Origin of the sequence: Clostridium sp. AM29-11AC (genome assembly GCF_003480545.1) — a bacterium.
In the GTDB taxonomy this organism is placed as follows: domain Bacteria; phylum Bacillota; class Clostridia; order Lachnospirales; family Lachnospiraceae; genus Otoolea; species Otoolea saccharolyticum_A.
Window position 1 is genome coordinate 91,427 of the sequence record NZ_QUJI01000011.1, and the last position, 18,919, is coordinate 110,345.

The window sequence follows — 18,919 nt, forward strand, 5'->3', positions numbered from 1 at the left end:
TTAGTATACTTCTTTTTTGCACATCTGTAAAGTTATTAACTTTGCCATCTGCTCTTTTCAGACAGCAGGCTGTCCCGTATCACCTGTGCAAATTTCTTCATCCGCTCCTCTATGCCCGGCAGAGCCATAGCTTCCCCCGCCTGGTTCGCCGTTTCCATCATGGCAAAATGACCGGGAAGATAAAAGGTTTTGTTCATGTTGAGGGCAGCTATCATCTGTTCTGCAATGAGATCACTTCCCGAATATCCCGAGACCACGATTCCAAACAGCTGTTTGTCATAAAATCTGGTTGTGCGAAACAGAGCAGTCAGGCGGTTAATAAAGGCGGTCAGATTAGCGGAAAGGGCATCATTGTAATTGGGGGCAAGAAGCAAAATGGCGTCAGCCTCCCTGACGGCCGGATAGACATCCTCCACCATGACTCCTCCATAGAAGCAGCTTCCCTGCTCCCCAAAGTGCAGGCACATTTTGTAGGGGCAGCCGGAACAGTCTGAGAGCGTTCCGTTCCTGAGCCCAAGCTCCCTGACGGAAATGCCTGGAAGCTGGCTCTTCACGCCGTTCCACACCGCATAGGTGTTGGAGTTTTTGTGGCTGGATGCATGGAGTACAAGAAGCCTGGGCCGGCCGGGCTCTCCCTCCTCCTTCCGGCTGCGCCCACGTTTGTTCTCTGCGCTGTCCATAAGCTGCTCTGCAAGGATTCTCACACTTTTTACATAGGCGTCGTCCAGATTGGTTCCCATGTTGGAGGCGACAATGGAAAAGTTAGACAGGGTCCTCGTACCCTCCACCAGAGGACGCCCTACGAAGGCGCAGCCGGAACAGTTGGCCGTAAACACCAGCTCCCTGGCTGCCGATTTCGTGTACAGATCGCTGTCTGCATCTGCCACCACGCCCCCAACCCAGCCGTCAAGACCGGCTGGATGGAGGCGCAGCCAGCCCAGCAGCCGGATGTATTCCAGATTAATCCCATCCCGGCCCAGATCCAGGGCAAAGAGCACAAGCCCAGGGCCTGAGCGCAGAATCTGCGTCTCTTCCAGTTCAGAAACCTGTGTGACTTCCCTGTATGCAATTCCCTCAAGGGCCGTTTCAAGCACCCCTGTCAATCTTCTGTTTTCCTCTCTCCCCGGCTCACAGGGCCGGATGACAAGAATCTGCCGAACACCCTCTGCGCCCTCCCGGCTCTTTCGTTCCCCTATTTTCTTTTCTTCTGCCGTTATCTTTTCCTCTGCCGTTTTTTCGTCTTCTTCTGCTCTGCCCAAAACCTGCTTCACAGCCTGCGCCTTCCTTTCTGCTCTCTACAGCGTGAATCTGCAGCCATATTCGTCTGGCTCACAGCCCGCGTAAATCAAGACACCGGGAGCATGCCCGGTGTCCGTTCATCGTATTATTTTTCTGTCTCACCCTTCTGTATTGCGTTTTTCCTTTTTCCTGTTTTCCTATATGACTGCTTTCAGATTATTCTGCGCAGTTACAATTCTTTCATACAGGGCATCCGGCAGAGGCAGGATTTCCGTTTCCAGTCCGTGGGCTGTATAGCGGTTTTTAACCCCCATAAAGATTCCTCCCAGGAACACCGAGCCGCAGTGCCACTCTCCCCGCAGGGTCAGAATCAGAGAGATGGCGCCGGAAGAATAGGCCGGAGCCACAAACGGCTTGTACCCGATGGCGCGCATATGGAGATTCGCCGTCACTGTCAGGTTTGTCAGCTCCTTTGACAGCTCGTCATTATAGTTTTCGATAGAATCGGCTACCACCAGATCCTGTCCGTGGGGACCGAAGCTGCGGCCTTCTGTGAGAAACTGTTTGAACCGCTCATCTCTCTTTGCATAGTAGGCGGCTCTCGCGTTCATGACGCCGAGCCCAAAGCCCTGAATCTGTTCCGGACGCAGCCCCTTCTGGTCAAAATTCCCGTTTTCATCGGTGTTGCTTGCCAGATAAGCCGCCTTCGCCAGCGGATCCACCGGGTCGGACACAACGGCAAACAGCCCCTTAAACTGCTCCTTCCTGGCCTGGCGGGCATACTGGGAGACAATCTTTGAGTTGTTCTCAAACTGGTACATTCTCACGTCTTTAACACCGGAGCCTACCGGCGGTATTCCCTTGGAGGCCACAAATACGAACACATCGCACTTAAACAGATCCTCCTGCTTTACGATATCCACCTCCGGCAGCGCATCATAGTCCCACGGATAGGCTATCTGGTTTTCCTCAAACTCCCAGCGGGCTGTCACCTGATCGGAAATGTCGCAGATGCCGATGGAGCTTATCACGTCCCCTCCCAGCAGGTGGAGTCCCGTAAGCAGCGTACTCCCCACGTCTCCGATAGCCAGCACATGCACTCTCTTCTTGCCCGCTTTCGGCTTTTCTGCCAGGATCTCCTCAAATGCAGGGTGCTGCAGATTGACAGCTCTCATCTTTCCGGCCTGGATGAAGGAGTCCATAATCTCGTCGCACATCCCGTCTCCCAGAGCATTTTTATTGAGCCAGGACACATCCTCCCTCTCCTGATAGATAAGAGCCGGATCTGTCACCTTGAAAGAAGCCCTGCAGTTTTTCGGAGAGCGTTCAAACAGGAATACAAGCTCTTCCTCCTGTACAGCCTTCTCCCTGGCTGCCTTCCCGTCTGTTCCCCTTCCATAAAGCTCCTCCCTGGGAAAGTCAAGCTCCCCGTTCAGACTGCAGCAGAGTGTTCCATTGACGCGATAGTAATACATACCTTTTCCTCCTCTTTTTCTTCCTGACGATTTTTCCTGTCTGACAACTCTCTTCTATTCTGATAATCTCTCTTGTCTCCTGTTGCTTCCAGCCGACGCCACTTATGCCGTTTTCGCTGCTGCCTGTCCGGCTGTATGATCTGCGGTCTCTTCTATCTGTATATTTCTGTATATTGCTGCATATTTGTGTACACTCCTGTCTCTTTCGCCCAAGGTCTGACATGCCCTAAAGCTTTTTCAGCTTGCTGATCCGGTAAAGCATTTCCAGGTCATTGTCCAGGTAAACAGACGCTGCCAGGTTTGGATCATAATTTACGCATTCGCCCTTGTCAGGACACAGCGGCAGGATTACCGCCTCGGAAAGCCTGGAAAGCGTCAGATTTCTTCCAAATAAAGTCCTGTACTCGGATTCCAGAGCCAAAAGGATGTCCCTGGAGTTTCTGATGCAGCAGGCAGAGAATTCAAAAAGCGACTCCTCGCTGCATCCCTTTAACGGAGGCACCATGTAGGGCAGCACAATGTTCACCGACGGCATCAGGCCTGCCACCTTCATTGTATCGCGCCGCACCGTATCGCCTCCGATGAACGGATAGAGAGTGGACTCCACAAACCAGAATTTCAAATTCGGTATAAAATAAATGCTGTCCGCCTCAAAGCCCTTTGTAGCAATGGCGTCCCGTCCGTAGCCGGAGATCATGCCGAGAAGCACCTTCTTTACCTCTACCCCTTCTTCTTTGAGAAGAGGCTCCAGGGCCTCAAATCTGCCGCCTTTGTGAAGCAGGTCGTCTACGAGAATGACCGGCCGATTAAAGGATTTAATGGCCCTCACCTGGCTTCTGAGCGGTGAATAGTAGGGGAAGGCCTCGATGGAGTAGCTGTCCAGATCCGGCTCGTAAACCTTGTCGGTGTGGATCGTCTTTGTCACCGTATTCGGCACTACCTTTCCCCTCAGAATCTTTCCAAAGGGCGCGCACATACACTTTCCCAGCACCCGCGGCTCTGTGGGCTCTCCCGGCACCTCATTAATCTGAGTAATTTTATCCACCAGACGGTGGTAAATCACACTGGCAGACAGGGAGAGAACCAGCTCGCCGGGATAAAACTTTGTCATGGCCTCCTGAAGCTCTCTGTGGGCCTTATAGATGGCATTTAAGATCCGGGGATTGCTGGAAAACGGTTCCTTCACAGTAGTTTCCAGGTTCTGAACCAGTACAAGGGGGGCATGCATATCTACGATCCAGAGCCTCCTGTCCCCCTCGAAGCCATCGGCCTTTACAAAGCCCTGGCGGGTCACAGCGCCGAGAGCTGCCTGACTCGGCTCTGATGCCGGCAGGAACATAGCATAGCTGCACCTCTTTTCCAGAGAGTGGGCCAGGGCTTCCGTCAGAAGAAGCTGCTCCGGATCATGGATGGAGCTGTCAGGCTCCGCATAAATCCCGGTGATCAGGAGTATGCTTCCCAGGGTATGGTTTCTGACCATATCGGCCATTTTCACGCTTCCCAGCACGCGGAGCAGTTCCTCCGGCACTACATAGCGCATTTTCAGAAGGCCCACCAGGCGGTTGTCCTCCACCGTATTTCTGAGGAGGAGAAAGCTGCCGTCCTCTTCCTTCAGCCTGTCGAAAACCGTTCTCCTGTCCTGCTCTTCTGTCAGAATACGCTCCCATACCGCATCCTCGTCCTCCGGCTGAAGCTCCTTCGTCTCCTCAAACCCGATGGCTCTGGCCCTCAGGATCGGCTTATACTCCGGTTCTCTCAGATAAAGGCTGTTGAAATAAATATACTCCTGCACAACCGGATCGATAAGGTTTGAAATATCCCGGTTCAGATCGATGTTCTCCCTGATTCTGGTGGAACTGATGTCTTCCAGATATTCCGGAAGCTCCAGCTCGATCAGTTCCCCTGTGATCAGGTCCATCATCTCTCTGTTGAATTTGTTGTCGATTCTCCTGTCGCCCACCCGGCGGAAGGCAATATGGTTCATGGAGTGGATGGAATCCTTCTCCGGCGGCTTCCGGTAAGAGGAGGCGTTGGCGATCACATCGCTTCCCACCACCACATAGACCTTGCGCCCTGCAAATACCTCCTTCAGCCTTCTCAGGTCAGAGGGGTTTGCAATATTCACCGGAATGTCATCGGGGAACAGGTTGACATGGAACTCGTCAGCCACAGACATATTGACAATCTGACGGCGGATCAGGTGGGGCTGCGTCTTTTTGGACCAGGAGAACTCGTCTACAGCCAGATAGACCTCATAACCCAGATCCCGGATCTCCCTCACAATTCCCTTGTGGGAGAGGGTGAACGGGTCAAAGGTTCCCGGGAAAAAGGCTACCTTTTCTCTCTCCTCAATCTGCATCTCGCCGATTGTCAGGCGGTAGGCCGTGATGAACCGGCAGATGTTGGAGAGCGCTGATGCCCTGTAGAAGGCGGTCAGCTCCCCGCCCCGGTTTTCATTGATAAGGAAGAGCAGTTTTTTGTGGCTGAGGGCAAAAATCTTCATTTTTTCATGGTCGCTCAGCCTTTTGGAGCCAAAAATATACTGTCCCGTCACAAGGAGAGCCTCCTGGCGCACCGTCTCCCTGTGGTTGGCAAGTCCGCCAAGCACCATTCCCAGCAGCCGTCCCAGACGGCTTTCCCTCTCTTTTTCTTCCTCCTCAAACCGCTCCTGATAGCAGGGATAATACTCTGTCAGCACGCCTACCGTGTCGAGAGCCACGGAAACCACACGGTCATTGGCATTTGCCATCAGGCCGCGGAGGTAGCTTAACACCTCCTCCAGCTGCTCAGGCGGAAGCCAGAGAGAGAGCTGGCCCAGATATTCGGGGATATATTTGGAAAACTCATACTCTCCCACCTCCAGGCCCTTCAGGAGCTCTACGGCAATCTCGTTTCTCTGATCCGGTGTCAGAAGAGGCGCAAGCCGCAGCAGGGCTCTTCCCGCATCATGGCGAACCACCACGAACTCGCTGACCTTAATCAGGTTGGACAGATGAGCTGCAATGTGCAGAATGTGCTCGGATTTCCCGTGGTCCACCTGATCTGCCAGCAGCTTGATATTCACAGCCTTTAACACCCACGGCGTAGCCATCTTCAGGTTGTCCAGGAAAATATCGGAGACTACATCCCTCCCGTAGATCACCGCCTCCTGGCGTGACGTATCCCGTCCCAGATTGGAGAGCACCCGGTACTGCAGGAAAATCCGGCTGATGTTGTCTCCGGAGGAAAGGTCGCACTCCCCGGAAAATACACGCTCAGCTTCCTCCTCCACAATCTGCCCGATTTCCTGACAGCAGGGGGCATCGGGGATCTCTGCAGTAATCAGCTTAAAGGCTCTCCAGGCCGCAATGACAAGTCCCTCAAAGCTGTTCTCCCTGGGAACCGCATAGTAACATGCAAAGCCTGCCAGCCGTTCCATATCCTCCGGGCTTAACAGGTGAAAGGGCATGTTGTGAAGGGCGTCAAGAAGCACAAAGGCCTCCCCGCTCTCCCTCTCCTCAGGGTTTTTATACCACCTGAGAAATGCGCTCAAAAATCCTCCTATATCAGAGGCCGTGGCATGCTCTGTCATAGAGGACAGAACCTCCTTCAGATTATAGCCAATCCTGCGCTTGTGCTGAACGGTCAGCTTGTGATCCGGACAGATAATCATGGACAGATAGGTGTTCCACAGCTCCATTGCCTTCTGATCCGCTATGTCCGGCATATTTGCCGGGCGTTCCTTGCGGTATCCTGCATTGAACTGGGCAATCACATTTCCCATAAGCCGGGCTGCCTGAGTGCGGATATCTCCCTCCTTGTGCATGAGAAGCTCATAGAGGAAGCTTAAGGTCTGCTCCTTCTGAATGTCATTTGTGTAGGGGAAATATTCCTCGAAGATATTCAGGTAGGCCCGCACATTCTTCCAGCTCTTCTCGCTTCTGGCTGCCTCCAGAAGGTTTCCGAACTGCCGCTCTGCCCCCATCCGGTGCATGACGTCAATGTTGTGCTCCACGCCCATGAATACCAGGGAATCGACGATCTGCTCTGTATTCCTCAGGGAAATATCCGGCATGGGAGGGGTCTTCTCCGGCTTTCCGTCCAGGTTCACATCCACTCCCAGCGATCTCATGTAATCCTCAAAGTCGTGAAGTCTCGCATAGACGAAACGGTAGCGGTTTAATTTCTTCTCATCCACATTGTCCAGCTTTGAGAGGATAATCTCGAAGGCCTCATCAAGGCTTGAAATATAGGTAATCTCCCGCCCGTCCTCGCCCCGGCTCTGCTTTACGCGGAAATCAGAATAGATCAGCACCAGGGATTCCACAGAAAGATTTTCCGGCTCCAGATCCCAGGTAGAGTGGTTGGCGGCAATGTGGCCGATGTACTCCATATGGTGATTGTTGAACCACTGGTTCGTATAATAATAGTGAAGATACGGCACCCGCTCATTGGGCTTGCAGCCAAATTTTCCCAGATCATGGCCTGCCGCCGCGCCGCTTGTGAGGGTCAGGTCGATGGGAACGCCTGCAGCGTAAAGCCCTCTGGCCATGGTCATGGCCACATGGTGGACACCTGCGATGTGCTCAAGGGTGCGAAATGGGGTAACCTCTGCATTGAGCCTCATCATCTCATACACGTATTCCCTGCTAAACGCTTCCCTGAATTTCTTATATTCTCTGCTGGACTCGTATTTTTCCGCCTCCTCCGGGGGGAGAAAATCAAAGTCCACCATCGGCTCAAAGGGGAGAGCCTCCCGCTCCTTATCAAAAATAAACTGAAGCACAGCCAGATAGAACAGGGCCCCCGCAGAGTAATTTTCCGCTTTCTCTGTAAACTCCTCATCGGGATACAGGATATGGCACACATACTGATAGGTAAACTTCATCCACCCTTCTCTCGGCTCCCGGCCAATCAGGCTCATGGGTTCCCGGCAGATCTCGTAGATCTCCTGACACTGAATTCTTCTTTTAATAGGAAAAATGCGGCCAAACTGCCCTTCCCAGTATTCCCTGTTCATCAGCATCTGAACGCTCTCCCTGCTGAGGTTTGACGCTGCCAGAAATTCCCGCGCACACAGCTTCAAAGTCAGCTCTTCAATCATCTGACGCACCTGTTTTTTACTCATCCCGTACCTCCCGTAAATATCATATGGTCTATTATACCACTAACGTGTTTTATGTCCAACTAATCACAAGAAAAAACAACCTGAAAAACACGTAAAAAAATAATTGACAAATGCTTTTTTATGGTGCAAAATGAAATAGTAACTATTATCACTATCTTTTGTAACTGGAGCTGCGCCAGATCAGCGATGAGCTTGAAGGAAGGAGCTGCTTATGAAAACTCTTAAGTATAGCCGCCAGCGGGAATCCATCAAGGCCTGTCTTATGGGCCGCAGGGATCATCCTACAGCCGATGCCCTGTACACCAGCATCCGTGAACAGTTTCCAAATATCAGTCTCGGAACTGTCTACCGCAATCTGAACCTTCTAGTGGAGCTGGGCGAGATCCGCAAGTTCTCCTGTGGAGACGGAACAGACCACTTTGATTATGATACCTCGCCCCACTATCACTATGTCTGCAGGAAATGCGGACGGATACTGGATCTTCCCATGGCCGCAGAGCCTGCCCTGGAAGACAAGGCCAGAGCCTGCCTTGACGGTACAGTAGAAGAGCACACGGTCTTCTTTTACGGGACCTGCGGAGAGTGTCTGAGAAACGACACCCATTGACACAGGATTCCGCCCTTTGTAAACTGCGCCCCGGCCGCCGGGAAAGGAAAGATTACTGACAGAATTTTGCCTGGGCGTCTGTTTTGCAGGGAGTGGGGTCCTGTTTTTTATTCCTCAGATTTTTATTTTTCAGCGCCTGCTGTGTTCTTTCTCTGACGCCCTGGCAGCGGGACAAATATCTGAGCAATACCTAAAATTTATATAAACTTTAAAACAAGTGTTGACAAAATCTCTTTCTTGTGATAACTTAATATCAGTAATCATTACTGTTTTATTTGGCGGACGCACAGTCCGGCATGCAGAAACAGCTTGATGAGAGAACCCAATAAACATTTTTATATATGAAAAGGAGAGTATAATCTATGAAAAAATTTGTCTGTACAGTATGCGGCTATGTTCACGAGGGAGATGCAGCTCCGGAGAAGTGTCCGGTTTGCGGCGCTCCGGCTTCCAAATTCCAGGAGCAGGCTGCTGACATGGCATGGGCTGCTGAGCATGTAGTAGGCGTTGCCCAGGGCGCAAGTGAGGACATCATGGAGGACTTAAGAGCTAACTACGAGGGCGAGTGCAAGGAAGTCGGCATGTACCTGGCTATGGCAAGAGTTGCTCACAGAGAGGGCTATCCGGAGATCGGTTTATACTGGGAGAAGGCTGCCTACGAGGAGGCAGAGCACGCTGCAAAGTTTGCTGAGCTTCTTGGTGAGGTATTAACAGACAGCACAAAGAAGAACCTTGAGATGAGAGTTGAGGCTGAGAACGGCGCTACAGCAGGAAAGTTTGACCTGGCAAAGCGTGCAAAGGCTGCAAATCTTGACGCAATCCATGACACAGTTCATGAGATGGCACGCGACGAGGCAAGACACGGCAAGGCATTCAAGGGACTGCTTGAGAGATACTTTGGCTAATAAAAACTGCCTCATACCGTCAGGAAAGACGGCAGACAGATATCATGGTTTATGACAGTGCGCTGCCTGCGCGCTGATAAAAATAAAGCCGGACGGGGAATCATTCTTTCTCCTGTTCGGCTTTATTTTTATCTCTCTTTCCTTCCCGTGCCTGTAAAACAGAAAGGACCTGCCTGAGCCGCTGACTACTGCCCCGCGCCCATCAGAGCCGGATCGATCTCCGTATATCCCTCCGTGTCAGGTATGGTCACCTCTACCGCCTGTCCCGGATTGTTGTATGAGCCTGTCATTCCGATCGTCATGTTCATGGTACTGCCTGCAGCCTCCATGGTGATGGCCATGTCCATCTTCATATCTGTGTAATATCCGTCCTTATTGATCGTATACTCACCGGACGCAGAGTCTATGGTCATATTTACATCACCCAGCGCGCCCATGTCTCCCAGAGAGCCCATCACTTCGTCCAGGTAACCGCTCATCTTTTCCGGATCTGCGGTAAATGTGAGAATCCTGTTATCGCCATCCTCTTTCAGCTCAATGGATTCCATGCTGTCAGAGGTCATCTCTGCAGTTCCCACACTGTCCTCAATGGTCTTTATCATCTCTTCCACATCCATAGGATATTTGAGCTTCTGCCCGGCTGCATCCATATAGTAGTAGCCGTCTGTATAGAAGGCTGTGGTTTCAATGCTCTGACCCTGAAGCGTCGTGGAAGCAGTAGTCAGGTACTTTAAGTGCTCCTTATCCGACTGATCTGCCTTAATATTGGTAGCTACTTCCACCTCCATGTTTTCCTCTCCCATAGTAAGGCCAATTTTCATATCTGCATCCACATCCACACTCTCAAGAGCTGCATTTTTGGCAACTGCCGCATCATAAACTTCTTTTGGGTCCTGCTTTCCCGCACAGCCTGTAACGGCCGCCGCAAGCATGGCCCCAGCCATAACTGCCGCTGCCATCTGTCTTATCTTTTTCATCATTCCCCTCCTCATACCAGCAGACTTCTGCCTTCCTAAGCCAGTGTACACTCTGGGCGCCATCAAAATTTCGGGGTGGAACCCACAGCTTTCAGCGCCTCCGTGATCTCCTCCAGCTTCATGCCGCTGACAGCGTCGATGGTTGCAACCACCGCACCTTCCACCAGGGGACAGTCTGCCATCTTAACCTTCTCCGGATCAAACATTTCGATGACCATCTCTGTCGTCATGACGGCGCTTCCCATATCCATAAGGATGATTACCCCATCCTCCGAGTAAACGCTCTCAACAGCCTTCTGGATCTTCTCAAAACTGGTTCCGAAACTGCCGTCCTCCATGCCTCCTGCTGCCGCAATTTTAGCGTCCGCTGCCATCAGCCCGGTAAACTCCACCACGCTGTCGGCCAGGTTCCTGCTGTGTGAAACAATGACAATTCCTACCATTACAAAGCCTCCTCCACGGTTTCCATCATAAAGGTAAAGGACGTAGCACCCGGATCCTGGTGGCCGATGCTTCTCTCGCCTACATAGCTGGCTCTTCCCTTGGTGGCGATGATCGTCTTTGTGTATTCTACTCCGTCTTCTGCCGCCCTTGTCCCTGCCTTCCATGCGCTCTGCGCATCCTTCGTTTCCCCGTAGGTCTGCCGGATAGCCTCAAGAGCCGGAATCATGGCATCCAGCATGGTCTTTTCACCCTTATCTGATTTTCCCCTCTGCTTAACGCCCTCCACAGCCGCCTCAAAGGCTGCGATAAACTCGTCAAAGCTCATCTCCTTTTTTCCGTTTAAAACCATGCCCATTTTCATGAAGGCTGTTCCATAGAGGGGGCCTGCAGAGCCTCCCACCGTAGATACGAGAGTCATCCCCGCTGTCTTGAAAATGGTTCCCAGATCGCTGTCTGCCATGGTTTCCAGCTTTTTCTTCACCTCTGTGAATCCTCTGGCCATGTTGATCCCGTGATCGCAGTCTCCGATGGGCTTGTCGAGCTCTGTCAGAAACTCTTTTTCCTCTATAATTTTATCCCCGATTTTTTCGAGCAGTTCTATTACCTTTTTGCTGTCTGTCATTTTGTTTTCAACTCCTGTCTTTCTGTTTTCAGGGATGCCGGAATGTGCGCTCCTGTCCCTGTTTTTTGCACTGACCCTGGTGGGTTTTGGGGCGTGATAGTTTCTTCTCTGCCTTATTTATTATTTATTGCTGAAAAGCAGGAGAAGCCTTCTGCCGCTTCTCCTGCCCTGCCATCCTCGCTCTATCTGCCTTAGTCCCGACAGACTGCCCTTATGCCTTGAAAGCCGGCGTGTCTGCCTTGGCGTCCAGCAGTTCCTTTAACTCGTCATCCAGCCTTAACAGGGAAATGGAAAAGCCCTCCATCTCGATGGATGTCATATACTCGCCTACCAGTGTCTTATACACCTTAATACCTTTTTCTGCCAGAACGTCTGAGAGATGGTTATTTACAATGAACAGCTCCATCAGCGGGGTTGCTCCTGCGCCGTTAATCATCACAGCTACCTCTTTCCCGCTGTAGTCCAGATCTGCCAGAATCTTGTCGAGAAGCAGATCCACGATCTCATCTGCCTTCTTCAATGGCTCTCTGTGGGTTCCCGGCTCACCGTGGATGCCGATTCCCACCTCCATCTCGTCATCTCTCAGTTCGAAGCCCGGCTGGCCTGCTGCCGGAACCGTGCAGGGACGGATTGCCATGCCCATGGTTCTCACATTGTCGATCACCTTCTGAGCCACTGCCTGCACTTCCTCAAGGGAAGCCCCAGTCTCAGCCTTGGCACCTGCGATCTTATGCACAAACACAGTGCCGGCCACGCCTCTTCGTCCCACTGTATAGAGGCTGTCCTTTACTGCCACGTCATCATTTACAACAACCTGGGCTACCTTGATTCCCTCCATCTGAGCCATCTCTCCGGCCATCTCGAAATTCATCACATCTCCGGTGTAATTCTTGATTACCATAAGCACGCCCTTGTCCGTAGCGACAGCCTTGATTCCCTCAAAAATCTGGTCTGGCGTCGGTGAAGTGAAAACAGCGCCGGAGACAGCCGCATCCAGCATTCCCTCTCCCACATATCCGCCGTGAGCCGGCTCATGGCCGCTGCCGCCGCCGCTGATCAGGGCTACCTTGCCCTCCTTCTTGTGAGCGCGCACCACCACATTGCCGCAGTCCAGCTTTCTCACGTACTGCGGGTAAGCCTTAGCCATGCCAAGGACCATCTCATTCTCCACCTGCTCCACACTGTTGATAATTTTCTTCATAGCCATTTCCTCCAATCTTCTGAAGAATTTTTATAAGGCAGCCTTTATGCCCGGAGTCCCCCGCTCTCTCGCTTTCGCTCGGGACTATCCCTTTCCCCGGACTATGCTACTGTCTATTATAGAAAAGCACCGAGATCTGTTCAATAGTCAATTTGCCTGATATGTAAAATTTTCTCAGTTATTTCACAAAATATATTGTTTCATTCTGGATTTTTTACAAGTTTAACGAAAGAATCGCGCTCCGGTAAGACGATTTTAATTCTATTTAAAGTACAAGGCCTATGATATAATTATTTTACAATAAATGTTTAACTTCAGAACTGCTTTTTCAAAGGAGGGACATCATGAGACTGCTTCTGGCGGAAGATGAGGCTGCGCTTTCAAAAGCGCTCACAGCCATATTGGAACGGAATAATTATTCGGTGGACTCTGTCTGTGACGGCCAGGCTGCGCTGGAATATCTGGAATCAGATAATTACGACGGGGTCATCCTCGATATTATGATGCCTAAAATAGACGGAATCACCGTGCTCAGGAAGCTGCGCCAAAAGGGAAGCCTGGTCCCGGTGCTGCTGCTGACTGCCAAATCAGAGGTCGATGACAAGGTGCTGGGACTGGATGCCGGAGCCAATGACTACCTGACAAAGCCGTTCCACTCAAGGGAACTGCTGGCCCGGATCCGTGCCATGACGCGGACGCAGACAGCACATCCCGATTCACAGCTTCAAATGGGAAATGTAGTGTTAAACAGGGCAAGCTTCGAACTTTCCACACCGAGCGGCAGCTATCGGCTGGCCAATAAAGAATTTCAGATGATGGAAATGCTGATGAGCAATCCCAAATGCCTGATCTCTTCTGAGCGGTTTATGGAGAAAATCTGGGGCTATGACAGCGAGGCTGAAATCAATGTGGTATGGGTATATATCTCCTACCTGCGCAAAAAACTGGCTGCTCTCCACGCCACTATCCACATTAAGGCTTCCAGAAATGCCGGGTATTCACTGGAGGAAACCGTATGATAGGGAAACTGCGCATAAAACTGATTATCGCCTCCATGTGTTCCCTGCTGATTGTCCTGGCCGTGATCCTGAGCGTTTCAGGCATCCTGAGTTACAGGAAGCTGACCTCTGATGCCGACAGTCTGCTGGCAATCCTGGCTGAAAACGGCGGCAATTTTCCGAAGCGGGAACATCCCGCAGAAGAGCCCCCTCCCCCGTCCGACAGGTACAGAGGAGATCGCCGTTTTTCTCCTGAGCTGCCCTATGAGCTGAGGTTTTTCTCAGTCTCCCTGGCGCAGGACGGCACCGTCCTCTCTGTAAACACGGGAAAAATAGCGGCCGTGGACTCCACAGACGCCGTGAATTTCGCGCAGTCTGTCATGGATTCCGGCAGATCCCGGGGCTTTGTAAACGACTACCGGTATACCGTCAGCAGCTCCGAATCAGGGACACATATCATCTTTTTGGACAGGGGACGTGAGCTGGATTCCTTCCGCACCTTTATCTTAACCAGCGCAGGCGTGTCCCTGGCCGGATTGCTGGCAGTTCTGCTTCTGCTGTTCGTTCTGTCCGGCAGAATCGTCAAGCCCTTTTCAGAAACTTACGAAAAGCAGAAGCGCTTCATCACAGATGCCGGCCATGAGCTGAAAACCCCGCTGACCATTATCGATGCAGATACGGAAATCCTGGAGATGGATTACGGAGCCAATGAGTGGCTGAGCGATATTCAGAACCAGACCAGAAGGCTGACAGAGCTGACGAACAGTCTGATTATGCTGGCCCGCATGGAGGAGCAGCCGGCGGCGGAAAAAATCGACTTTCCCCTGTCGGACATTGCTCAGGAAGCTGCCGAGAGCTTTCTGGCCCTGGCGAAAACGCAGAACAAAACTCTTGAATGCAGGATTCAGCCCATGATATCCATGTGTGGAGACGAGAAGGCGCTTCGCCAGCTTATCACCATTCTCCTGGACAATGCGGTAAAGTACTCCCAGGAGGGAGGAAGCATTTCTCTGACACTGGAGAAACAGAAAAACAGCATCCGGCTGAGTGTATTCAATACAACACCGTTTCTCTCAAGAAAAAGCCTGGAACATCTGTTTGATCGCTTTTACCGCGCGGATCAGTCCAGAAATTCCCAGACCGGCGGCTATGGCCTCGGCCTTTCCATCGCACTGGCTATTGTAAACGCCCACCGGGGGAAAATATCGGCAGCTACCCAGGATGAAAAATCTCTGCTGATCACGGTCACATTTCCAGCCTGACAGGAAGGGGAGACCGGCTCTTTTGAAGCATCCGCTTCCCGAAACAAACGCGGAAATCTTTGATGGGACCACGAAAAGGCGGTACGCCCTGCAGAAGGGTATACCGCCTTTTATCTGTCCTGGCAAGCGAATGCCTTTTCTTTCCTATTATCTGATTCTCTCAGGGAAGCCGACCTTTTTCTGAACCTTTCTCAGTGTCTTGCTGGAAAAATACTGAGCCTTTTCGGCATTGGTCTTAATCACGCTGTCGATGTAGGCCTTATCCTTGGAGAGCTCTGCATATTTCTCCTGAAGAGGACGAAGAACTCCCACAACTGCCTCGCCCACAGCCATCTTAAAGTCTCCGTATCCCTTTCCGTCAAACTCGCGCTCAACATCCTCCGGAGTCTTTCCTGTGCAGGCCCTGTAAATATCGATCAGGTTCTTGATGCCAGGCTGCTCGTCACAGTAGCGCACGCAGGCCTCAGAGTCTGTCACCGCCCGCTTGAATTTGCGGATGATCGTATCCGGATCGTCCATCAGATAGATGCTTCCGTTTGGATTTTCGTCTGATTTACTCATCTTCTTAGCCGGATCCTGAAGGCTCATGATCTTTGCTCCGGCCTTGCCGATATAGGCCTCCGGCACGGTAAATACATCGCCGTAAATATTGTTGAACCGGATGGCGATGTCCCTTGTAAGCTCCAGGTGCTGCATCTGGTCAATACCCACCGGAACCACATCTGCCTGATAGAGCAGAATGTCTGCCGCCATCAGAACCGGGTAGGTGAAAAGTCCCGCGTTGATATTGTCCGCGTGCTTGGCTGCCTTGTCCTTAAACTGCGTCATACGGTTTAACTCGCCCATGTAGGTGAAGCAGTTTAAAATCCAGGCCAGTTCCGCATGTCCGCTCACATGGGACTGGTAATAAATGCAGTTCTTCTCCGGATCCAGTCCTGCCGCAATATACAGTGTCAGAAGATTTCTGGCTCTCTTTCTGAGCTCCGCCGGATCCTGGCGGACGGTAATGGAGTGCATATCAACCACACTGAAAAAAGTCTGGTACTCATCGCTTATGGTAACCCAGTTCTTCAGCGCTCCCAGATAATTTCCAAGAGTCAGGTTTCCGGTAGCCTGCATACCGCTGAAGAGTGTTTTCTTTCCGTCTAACATATGTTTTCTCCTTACTTTTTGTCTGGTTTGGCCGGACTTCCGGCTTTGTTCTTCATTATAGTACAGACCGGGGATGGTTTCAAGACGGAAAGCGCGGATGGGAAATCTTTGTTTCTCTTCCTTTTCCGGCATAAATGCCCTTCTGATTCCTCTATTCTGCAGGGATAAGCTGCAGGTTCACTACCGCCTCTATTACTGTCTCCGGCTCTGTCCTCACACTTAGTTCTACCTGCTCCTCCATTCCTGACAGGTCCATAGGAGCCTCTATTTTCCTGTACTGCTTTCCCTCCATTGGAATTCTCACAGTCTGCTCATTTCCTGCGCTGTCCCTGGCCTCAATAATCAGAGTAAATTCCTGCCCCTCTCCTGTATAGACCGGATTGCCTGCCAGAGCTTTCACCGTGCATCGGTCTGCCGGCCGCCGTACGGTCGCGGAATTTTCCTCCCGCCCTGCTGTGATGATCTGATTCTCCCTTCCATCGGCCATGGTCAGTCTGGCTATGGCCATTGTTCTGTAGCCCACCAGGGAATTATCCAGATACTCCATATCTTCCACGTAATATCCAAGTCCGTTCAGCCCATCCAGATAAGTGTGCAGGTTTTCCTCCCCTTCCAGAAGCATGTCCCAGACCTGTTTTCCCTCTCTCATCCAGGAATGAACTTTCTCATAAAATTCTTCTTTATCCTGAAGCTCAAACTGAATTGCCTGAAGATTTACTATGGGTTTTCCCTCTGCCAGCATTTCTGCCCATCCGCCCCAGTTATTCTGTGTCAGATATACAGCATCGATTTTCTGCCTGGTCTCCTGATCGGCCAGCTCTCTGTCCCGGAAAAACCAGGAAATGTTGGCCTTTTTTTCCGGCTGCGATATACTCCTGAAGCCCCACTCTGAGCCATGTAAGGTTCCCCAGCCGCTGCTGCAGACCTGTCCTGCGAAAAACAGAAGCAGAAAAACACCGGCAGCGCAGCGGACAGGCTTCATGGATGAAACCGTTCTGATATACCAGAAGCCAAAAATTAAGGCGTTCAGTATGCTTCCTATCATCAGATATCTGCTGTGTCCTGTAGTCGCAGCCCACCCGTAGAGAGAGAATACATAGACAATCAGCAAAATCCCCTCTCTCCAGTATTTTTTCCAGCCCCTAAGGAATCCGCTGATTACAAGAATTCCTATGGCTATATACCCGGCCCACATATCCAGTACATATCTGGTCGGCAGCTCTGACGTCCTGTAATCCGGATAGAGAAGCATATAAAAAGGCCACAGCAGAAGTTCTTTCATCCCTCTTGGTCCCCAGCGTCCATCCTTAAAATCGGCATCCGGAAACCATGGAGAGTGAAAAATTGTATTATAGTAAGGATAGACAATGTTCCCGGTGGTGAGACCGTTATAAATCAGATAGACAGACACAGGAATGGCCCCTGAAATCAGGCAGCCTAAAAAAAGTCTGACTGTAACGATTTTTCTGATTTTGATAATATATAAGACCAGTACTGGTATCAGGTACACAATATTAGTCATTTTCGTGCAGAAAAAAAAGCCTCCCAGGATGCAAAAGAGGACAGCCTTCTCTTCGCTCTCCTCTTCCTGAAGAAGAAAAGACAGAAGCTCAATAAAAAACGGAAGACACAGAATTTCCACCATGTAAGTTCCCAGCTGCATGAGAACCTCATTTTTCAGAAGAAACAGCAGCGAAAGGAAGGGCACACAGGCCAGAAGTCCCACTGCCGCCCTGCCTGTCTTCGTCTGGGGCCTGTCCATCTGCTCCAGAAAACTGTTCAAAAGGGAGCAGATCTGGGCATACGATACTGTCAAAGCAAGTCCGGTAAAGAGCATTCCCAGCCTCAGACCCAGCACTGCTCTGAACAGATAAAACATACGGTCCGGCAGACGGAAGCCAAAAAGCTGGAATCTCCCCGGCAGCACACTCTCGTGAATATTATCCGTAAATCCCGGAACCTGCACATAAAGATGGTAATTTCCTGTATCGTAGCTGAAATCCGGAAAAATACATTTCACCAGACAAAAGCCCATAATGAACAGGCATCCTGCCGCAAACAGTATTTTTTGATTTTTCGAGGCACTGCTGAAGGAAACCCGTTTTCCCCAGTAAAGGTGGAAAGCTGCGGCGGCTGCAAGCGCAAACACTCTCGACAGAATACTTGTCTGAGGCAGACCTGTCAGATAACAGAATAAGTCTGCAGCCTCACAGAACCATATAAATACTGTGTACAGTAAAAAAACATAAAATAATTTTGAGGTAAGACGGATACTTTTTGATGAAATTTTTGCGCCCGCGCCATCTCCCTTTGCCCCGCGCCTGCTATTTTTGACATCACTAAGGCCATTCCGGCCTGATAAATAACTTTCTCCCATTCTCTTTCTCCTGCAAAAGATCTTGTCACAATACACAAATTATGCCCCGTCTGTGTCTATCGCAAAGCGGGGCGTCAGAAAAGCTTTATTGATCGGATTCTCGTTTTCTGTCTGGCCTGAGGTTCAGATACAGCTCAAAGAGCTGTCTGTGCTTCTTGGCAATCACGTCCAGGAGCAGACCGCACATCCACAGCAGGAAGGAAATCACATAGAACCCTGAAATCACAATCAGAGTAGGGAACCTGAGCACCTGTCCTGTGTGCAGGAATCCAAAAAAGATCGGAATAAAGCAGGCTGTAGCAATCAGAAAAAGGAACAGTCCCAGCCATCCAAAAAATTCAAAGGGGCGGTATTCCCGAAAAAGTCTCGCAATCGTCCTCAGGACCTTTAGCCCGTCCCTGTAGGTATTCAGCTTCGACACGCTTCCGGCTGGCCTGTCCCTGTAGGAGACAGGAATCTCCACCAGATTAAAATTTTTGTCCAAAGCATGAATACGAGGCTGTAAAATATTCTGTGTCTATGGGAATGAAACCTTCCAGATAAGAATTCGATA

General features: G+C 51.0%; 14 protein-coding genes. 4 read left to right on the forward strand and 10 right to left on the reverse strand.

Annotated elements, in window-relative coordinates; all coding sequences use genetic code 11:
* Positions 1–35 precede the first annotated feature (35 nt).
* The 3 genes from DW757_RS09825 to DW757_RS09835 form a co-directional block, all read right to left on the reverse strand.
* Positions 36–1,271 carry an NAD(P)H-dependent oxidoreductase gene (locus tag DW757_RS09825; RefSeq protein WP_021966083.1) on the reverse strand — a complete coding sequence of 412 codons (1,236 nt, stop codon included), beginning with the start codon at positions 1,269–1,271 and terminating at the stop codon, positions 36–38.
* 165 nt (positions 1,272–1,436) lie between these two features.
* Positions 1,437–2,714: a lactate dehydrogenase gene (locus DW757_RS09830; RefSeq protein ID WP_118751615.1), complete on the reverse strand. Its 1,278-nt coding sequence runs from the start codon at positions 2,712–2,714 to the stop codon at positions 1,437–1,439.
* A 226-nt stretch (positions 2,715–2,940) separates the two neighbouring features.
* Positions 2,941–7,821, reverse strand: coding sequence for a cytidyltransferase-related domain protein (locus DW757_RS09835; protein ID WP_118751616.1), 4,881 nt, complete (start codon positions 7,819–7,821; stop codon positions 2,941–2,943).
* A gap of 211 nt (positions 7,822–8,032) precedes the next feature.
* Here DW757_RS09835 and DW757_RS09840 point away from each other — a divergent pair, with 211 nt between their 5' ends.
* Together DW757_RS09840 and DW757_RS09845 are read left to right on the forward strand one after the other, a co-directional pair.
* Positions 8,033–8,428 carry a transcriptional repressor gene (locus DW757_RS09840; protein WP_008397675.1) on the forward strand — a complete coding sequence of 132 codons (396 nt, stop codon included), beginning with the start codon at positions 8,033–8,035 and terminating at the stop codon, positions 8,426–8,428.
* Positions 8,429–8,790: 362 nt separating this feature from the next.
* Positions 8,791–9,333 carry an NADH peroxidase gene (locus tag DW757_RS09845; protein WP_008397676.1) on the forward strand — a complete coding sequence of 181 codons (543 nt, stop codon included), beginning with the start codon at positions 8,791–8,793 and terminating at the stop codon, positions 9,331–9,333.
* A gap of 185 nt (positions 9,334–9,518) precedes the next feature.
* On the opposite strand, the gene DW757_RS09850 is transcribed toward DW757_RS09845, so the two are convergent.
* From DW757_RS09850 to dhaK, 4 genes are all read right to left on the reverse strand, one after another.
* Positions 9,519–10,310 (reverse strand): DUF6612 family protein, encoded by a 792-nt coding sequence (locus DW757_RS09850; RefSeq protein ID WP_015573485.1) that lies wholly within the window; start codon positions 10,308–10,310, stop codon positions 9,519–9,521.
* Between the two features lie 62 nt (positions 10,311–10,372).
* Complete coding sequence (gene dhaM / locus DW757_RS09855) at positions 10,373–10,753, reverse strand: dihydroxyacetone kinase phosphoryl donor subunit DhaM (RefSeq protein WP_008397679.1); 381 nt, start codon at positions 10,751–10,753, stop codon at positions 10,373–10,375.
* A complete protein-coding gene (dhaL, locus tag DW757_RS09860; protein WP_008397681.1) occupies positions 10,753–11,376 on the reverse strand; it encodes a dihydroxyacetone kinase subunit DhaL in 624 nt (207 codons plus the stop codon). Before dhaL ends, dhaM begins: the two co-directional genes overlap by 1 nt.
* A gap of 211 nt (positions 11,377–11,587) precedes the next feature.
* Positions 11,588–12,577 (reverse strand): dihydroxyacetone kinase subunit DhaK, encoded by a 990-nt coding sequence (gene dhaK / locus DW757_RS09865; protein WP_015573484.1) that lies wholly within the window; start codon positions 12,575–12,577, stop codon positions 11,588–11,590.
* Positions 12,578–12,921: 344 nt separating this feature from the next.
* Between dhaK and DW757_RS09870 the strand changes: the two genes are divergently transcribed.
* Both DW757_RS09870 and DW757_RS09875 read left to right on the forward strand, forming a co-directional pair.
* Entirely contained in the window at positions 12,922–13,596 is a 675-nt protein-coding gene (locus tag DW757_RS09870; protein WP_008399298.1) for a response regulator transcription factor, read from the forward strand.
* Positions 13,593–14,837 carry a HAMP domain-containing sensor histidine kinase gene (locus DW757_RS09875; protein ID WP_021965870.1) on the forward strand — a complete coding sequence of 415 codons (1,245 nt, stop codon included), beginning with the start codon at positions 13,593–13,595 and terminating at the stop codon, positions 14,835–14,837. The genes DW757_RS09870 and DW757_RS09875 overlap by 4 nt, the downstream gene beginning before the upstream one ends.
* A gap of 147 nt (positions 14,838–14,984) precedes the next feature.
* On the opposite strand, the gene trpS is transcribed toward DW757_RS09875, so the two are convergent.
* From trpS to DW757_RS09890, 3 genes are all read right to left on the reverse strand, one after another.
* The gene (trpS, locus tag DW757_RS09880; protein ID WP_021965869.1) at positions 14,985–15,989 is read right to left on the reverse strand and encodes a tryptophan--tRNA ligase; all 1,005 of its coding nucleotides are present in this window, start codon (positions 15,987–15,989) and stop codon (positions 14,985–14,987) included.
* Positions 15,990–16,140: 151 nt separating this feature from the next.
* A complete protein-coding gene (locus tag DW757_RS09885) occupies positions 16,141–18,024 on the reverse strand; it encodes a hypothetical protein (RefSeq protein WP_243033563.1) in 1,884 nt (627 codons plus the stop codon).
* A gap of 427 nt (positions 18,025–18,451) precedes the next feature.
* Positions 18,452–18,850 carry a hypothetical protein gene (locus tag DW757_RS09890; RefSeq protein ID WP_243033566.1) on the reverse strand — a complete coding sequence of 133 codons (399 nt, stop codon included), beginning with the start codon at positions 18,848–18,850 and terminating at the stop codon, positions 18,452–18,454.
* Positions 18,851–18,919 lie beyond the last annotated feature (69 nt).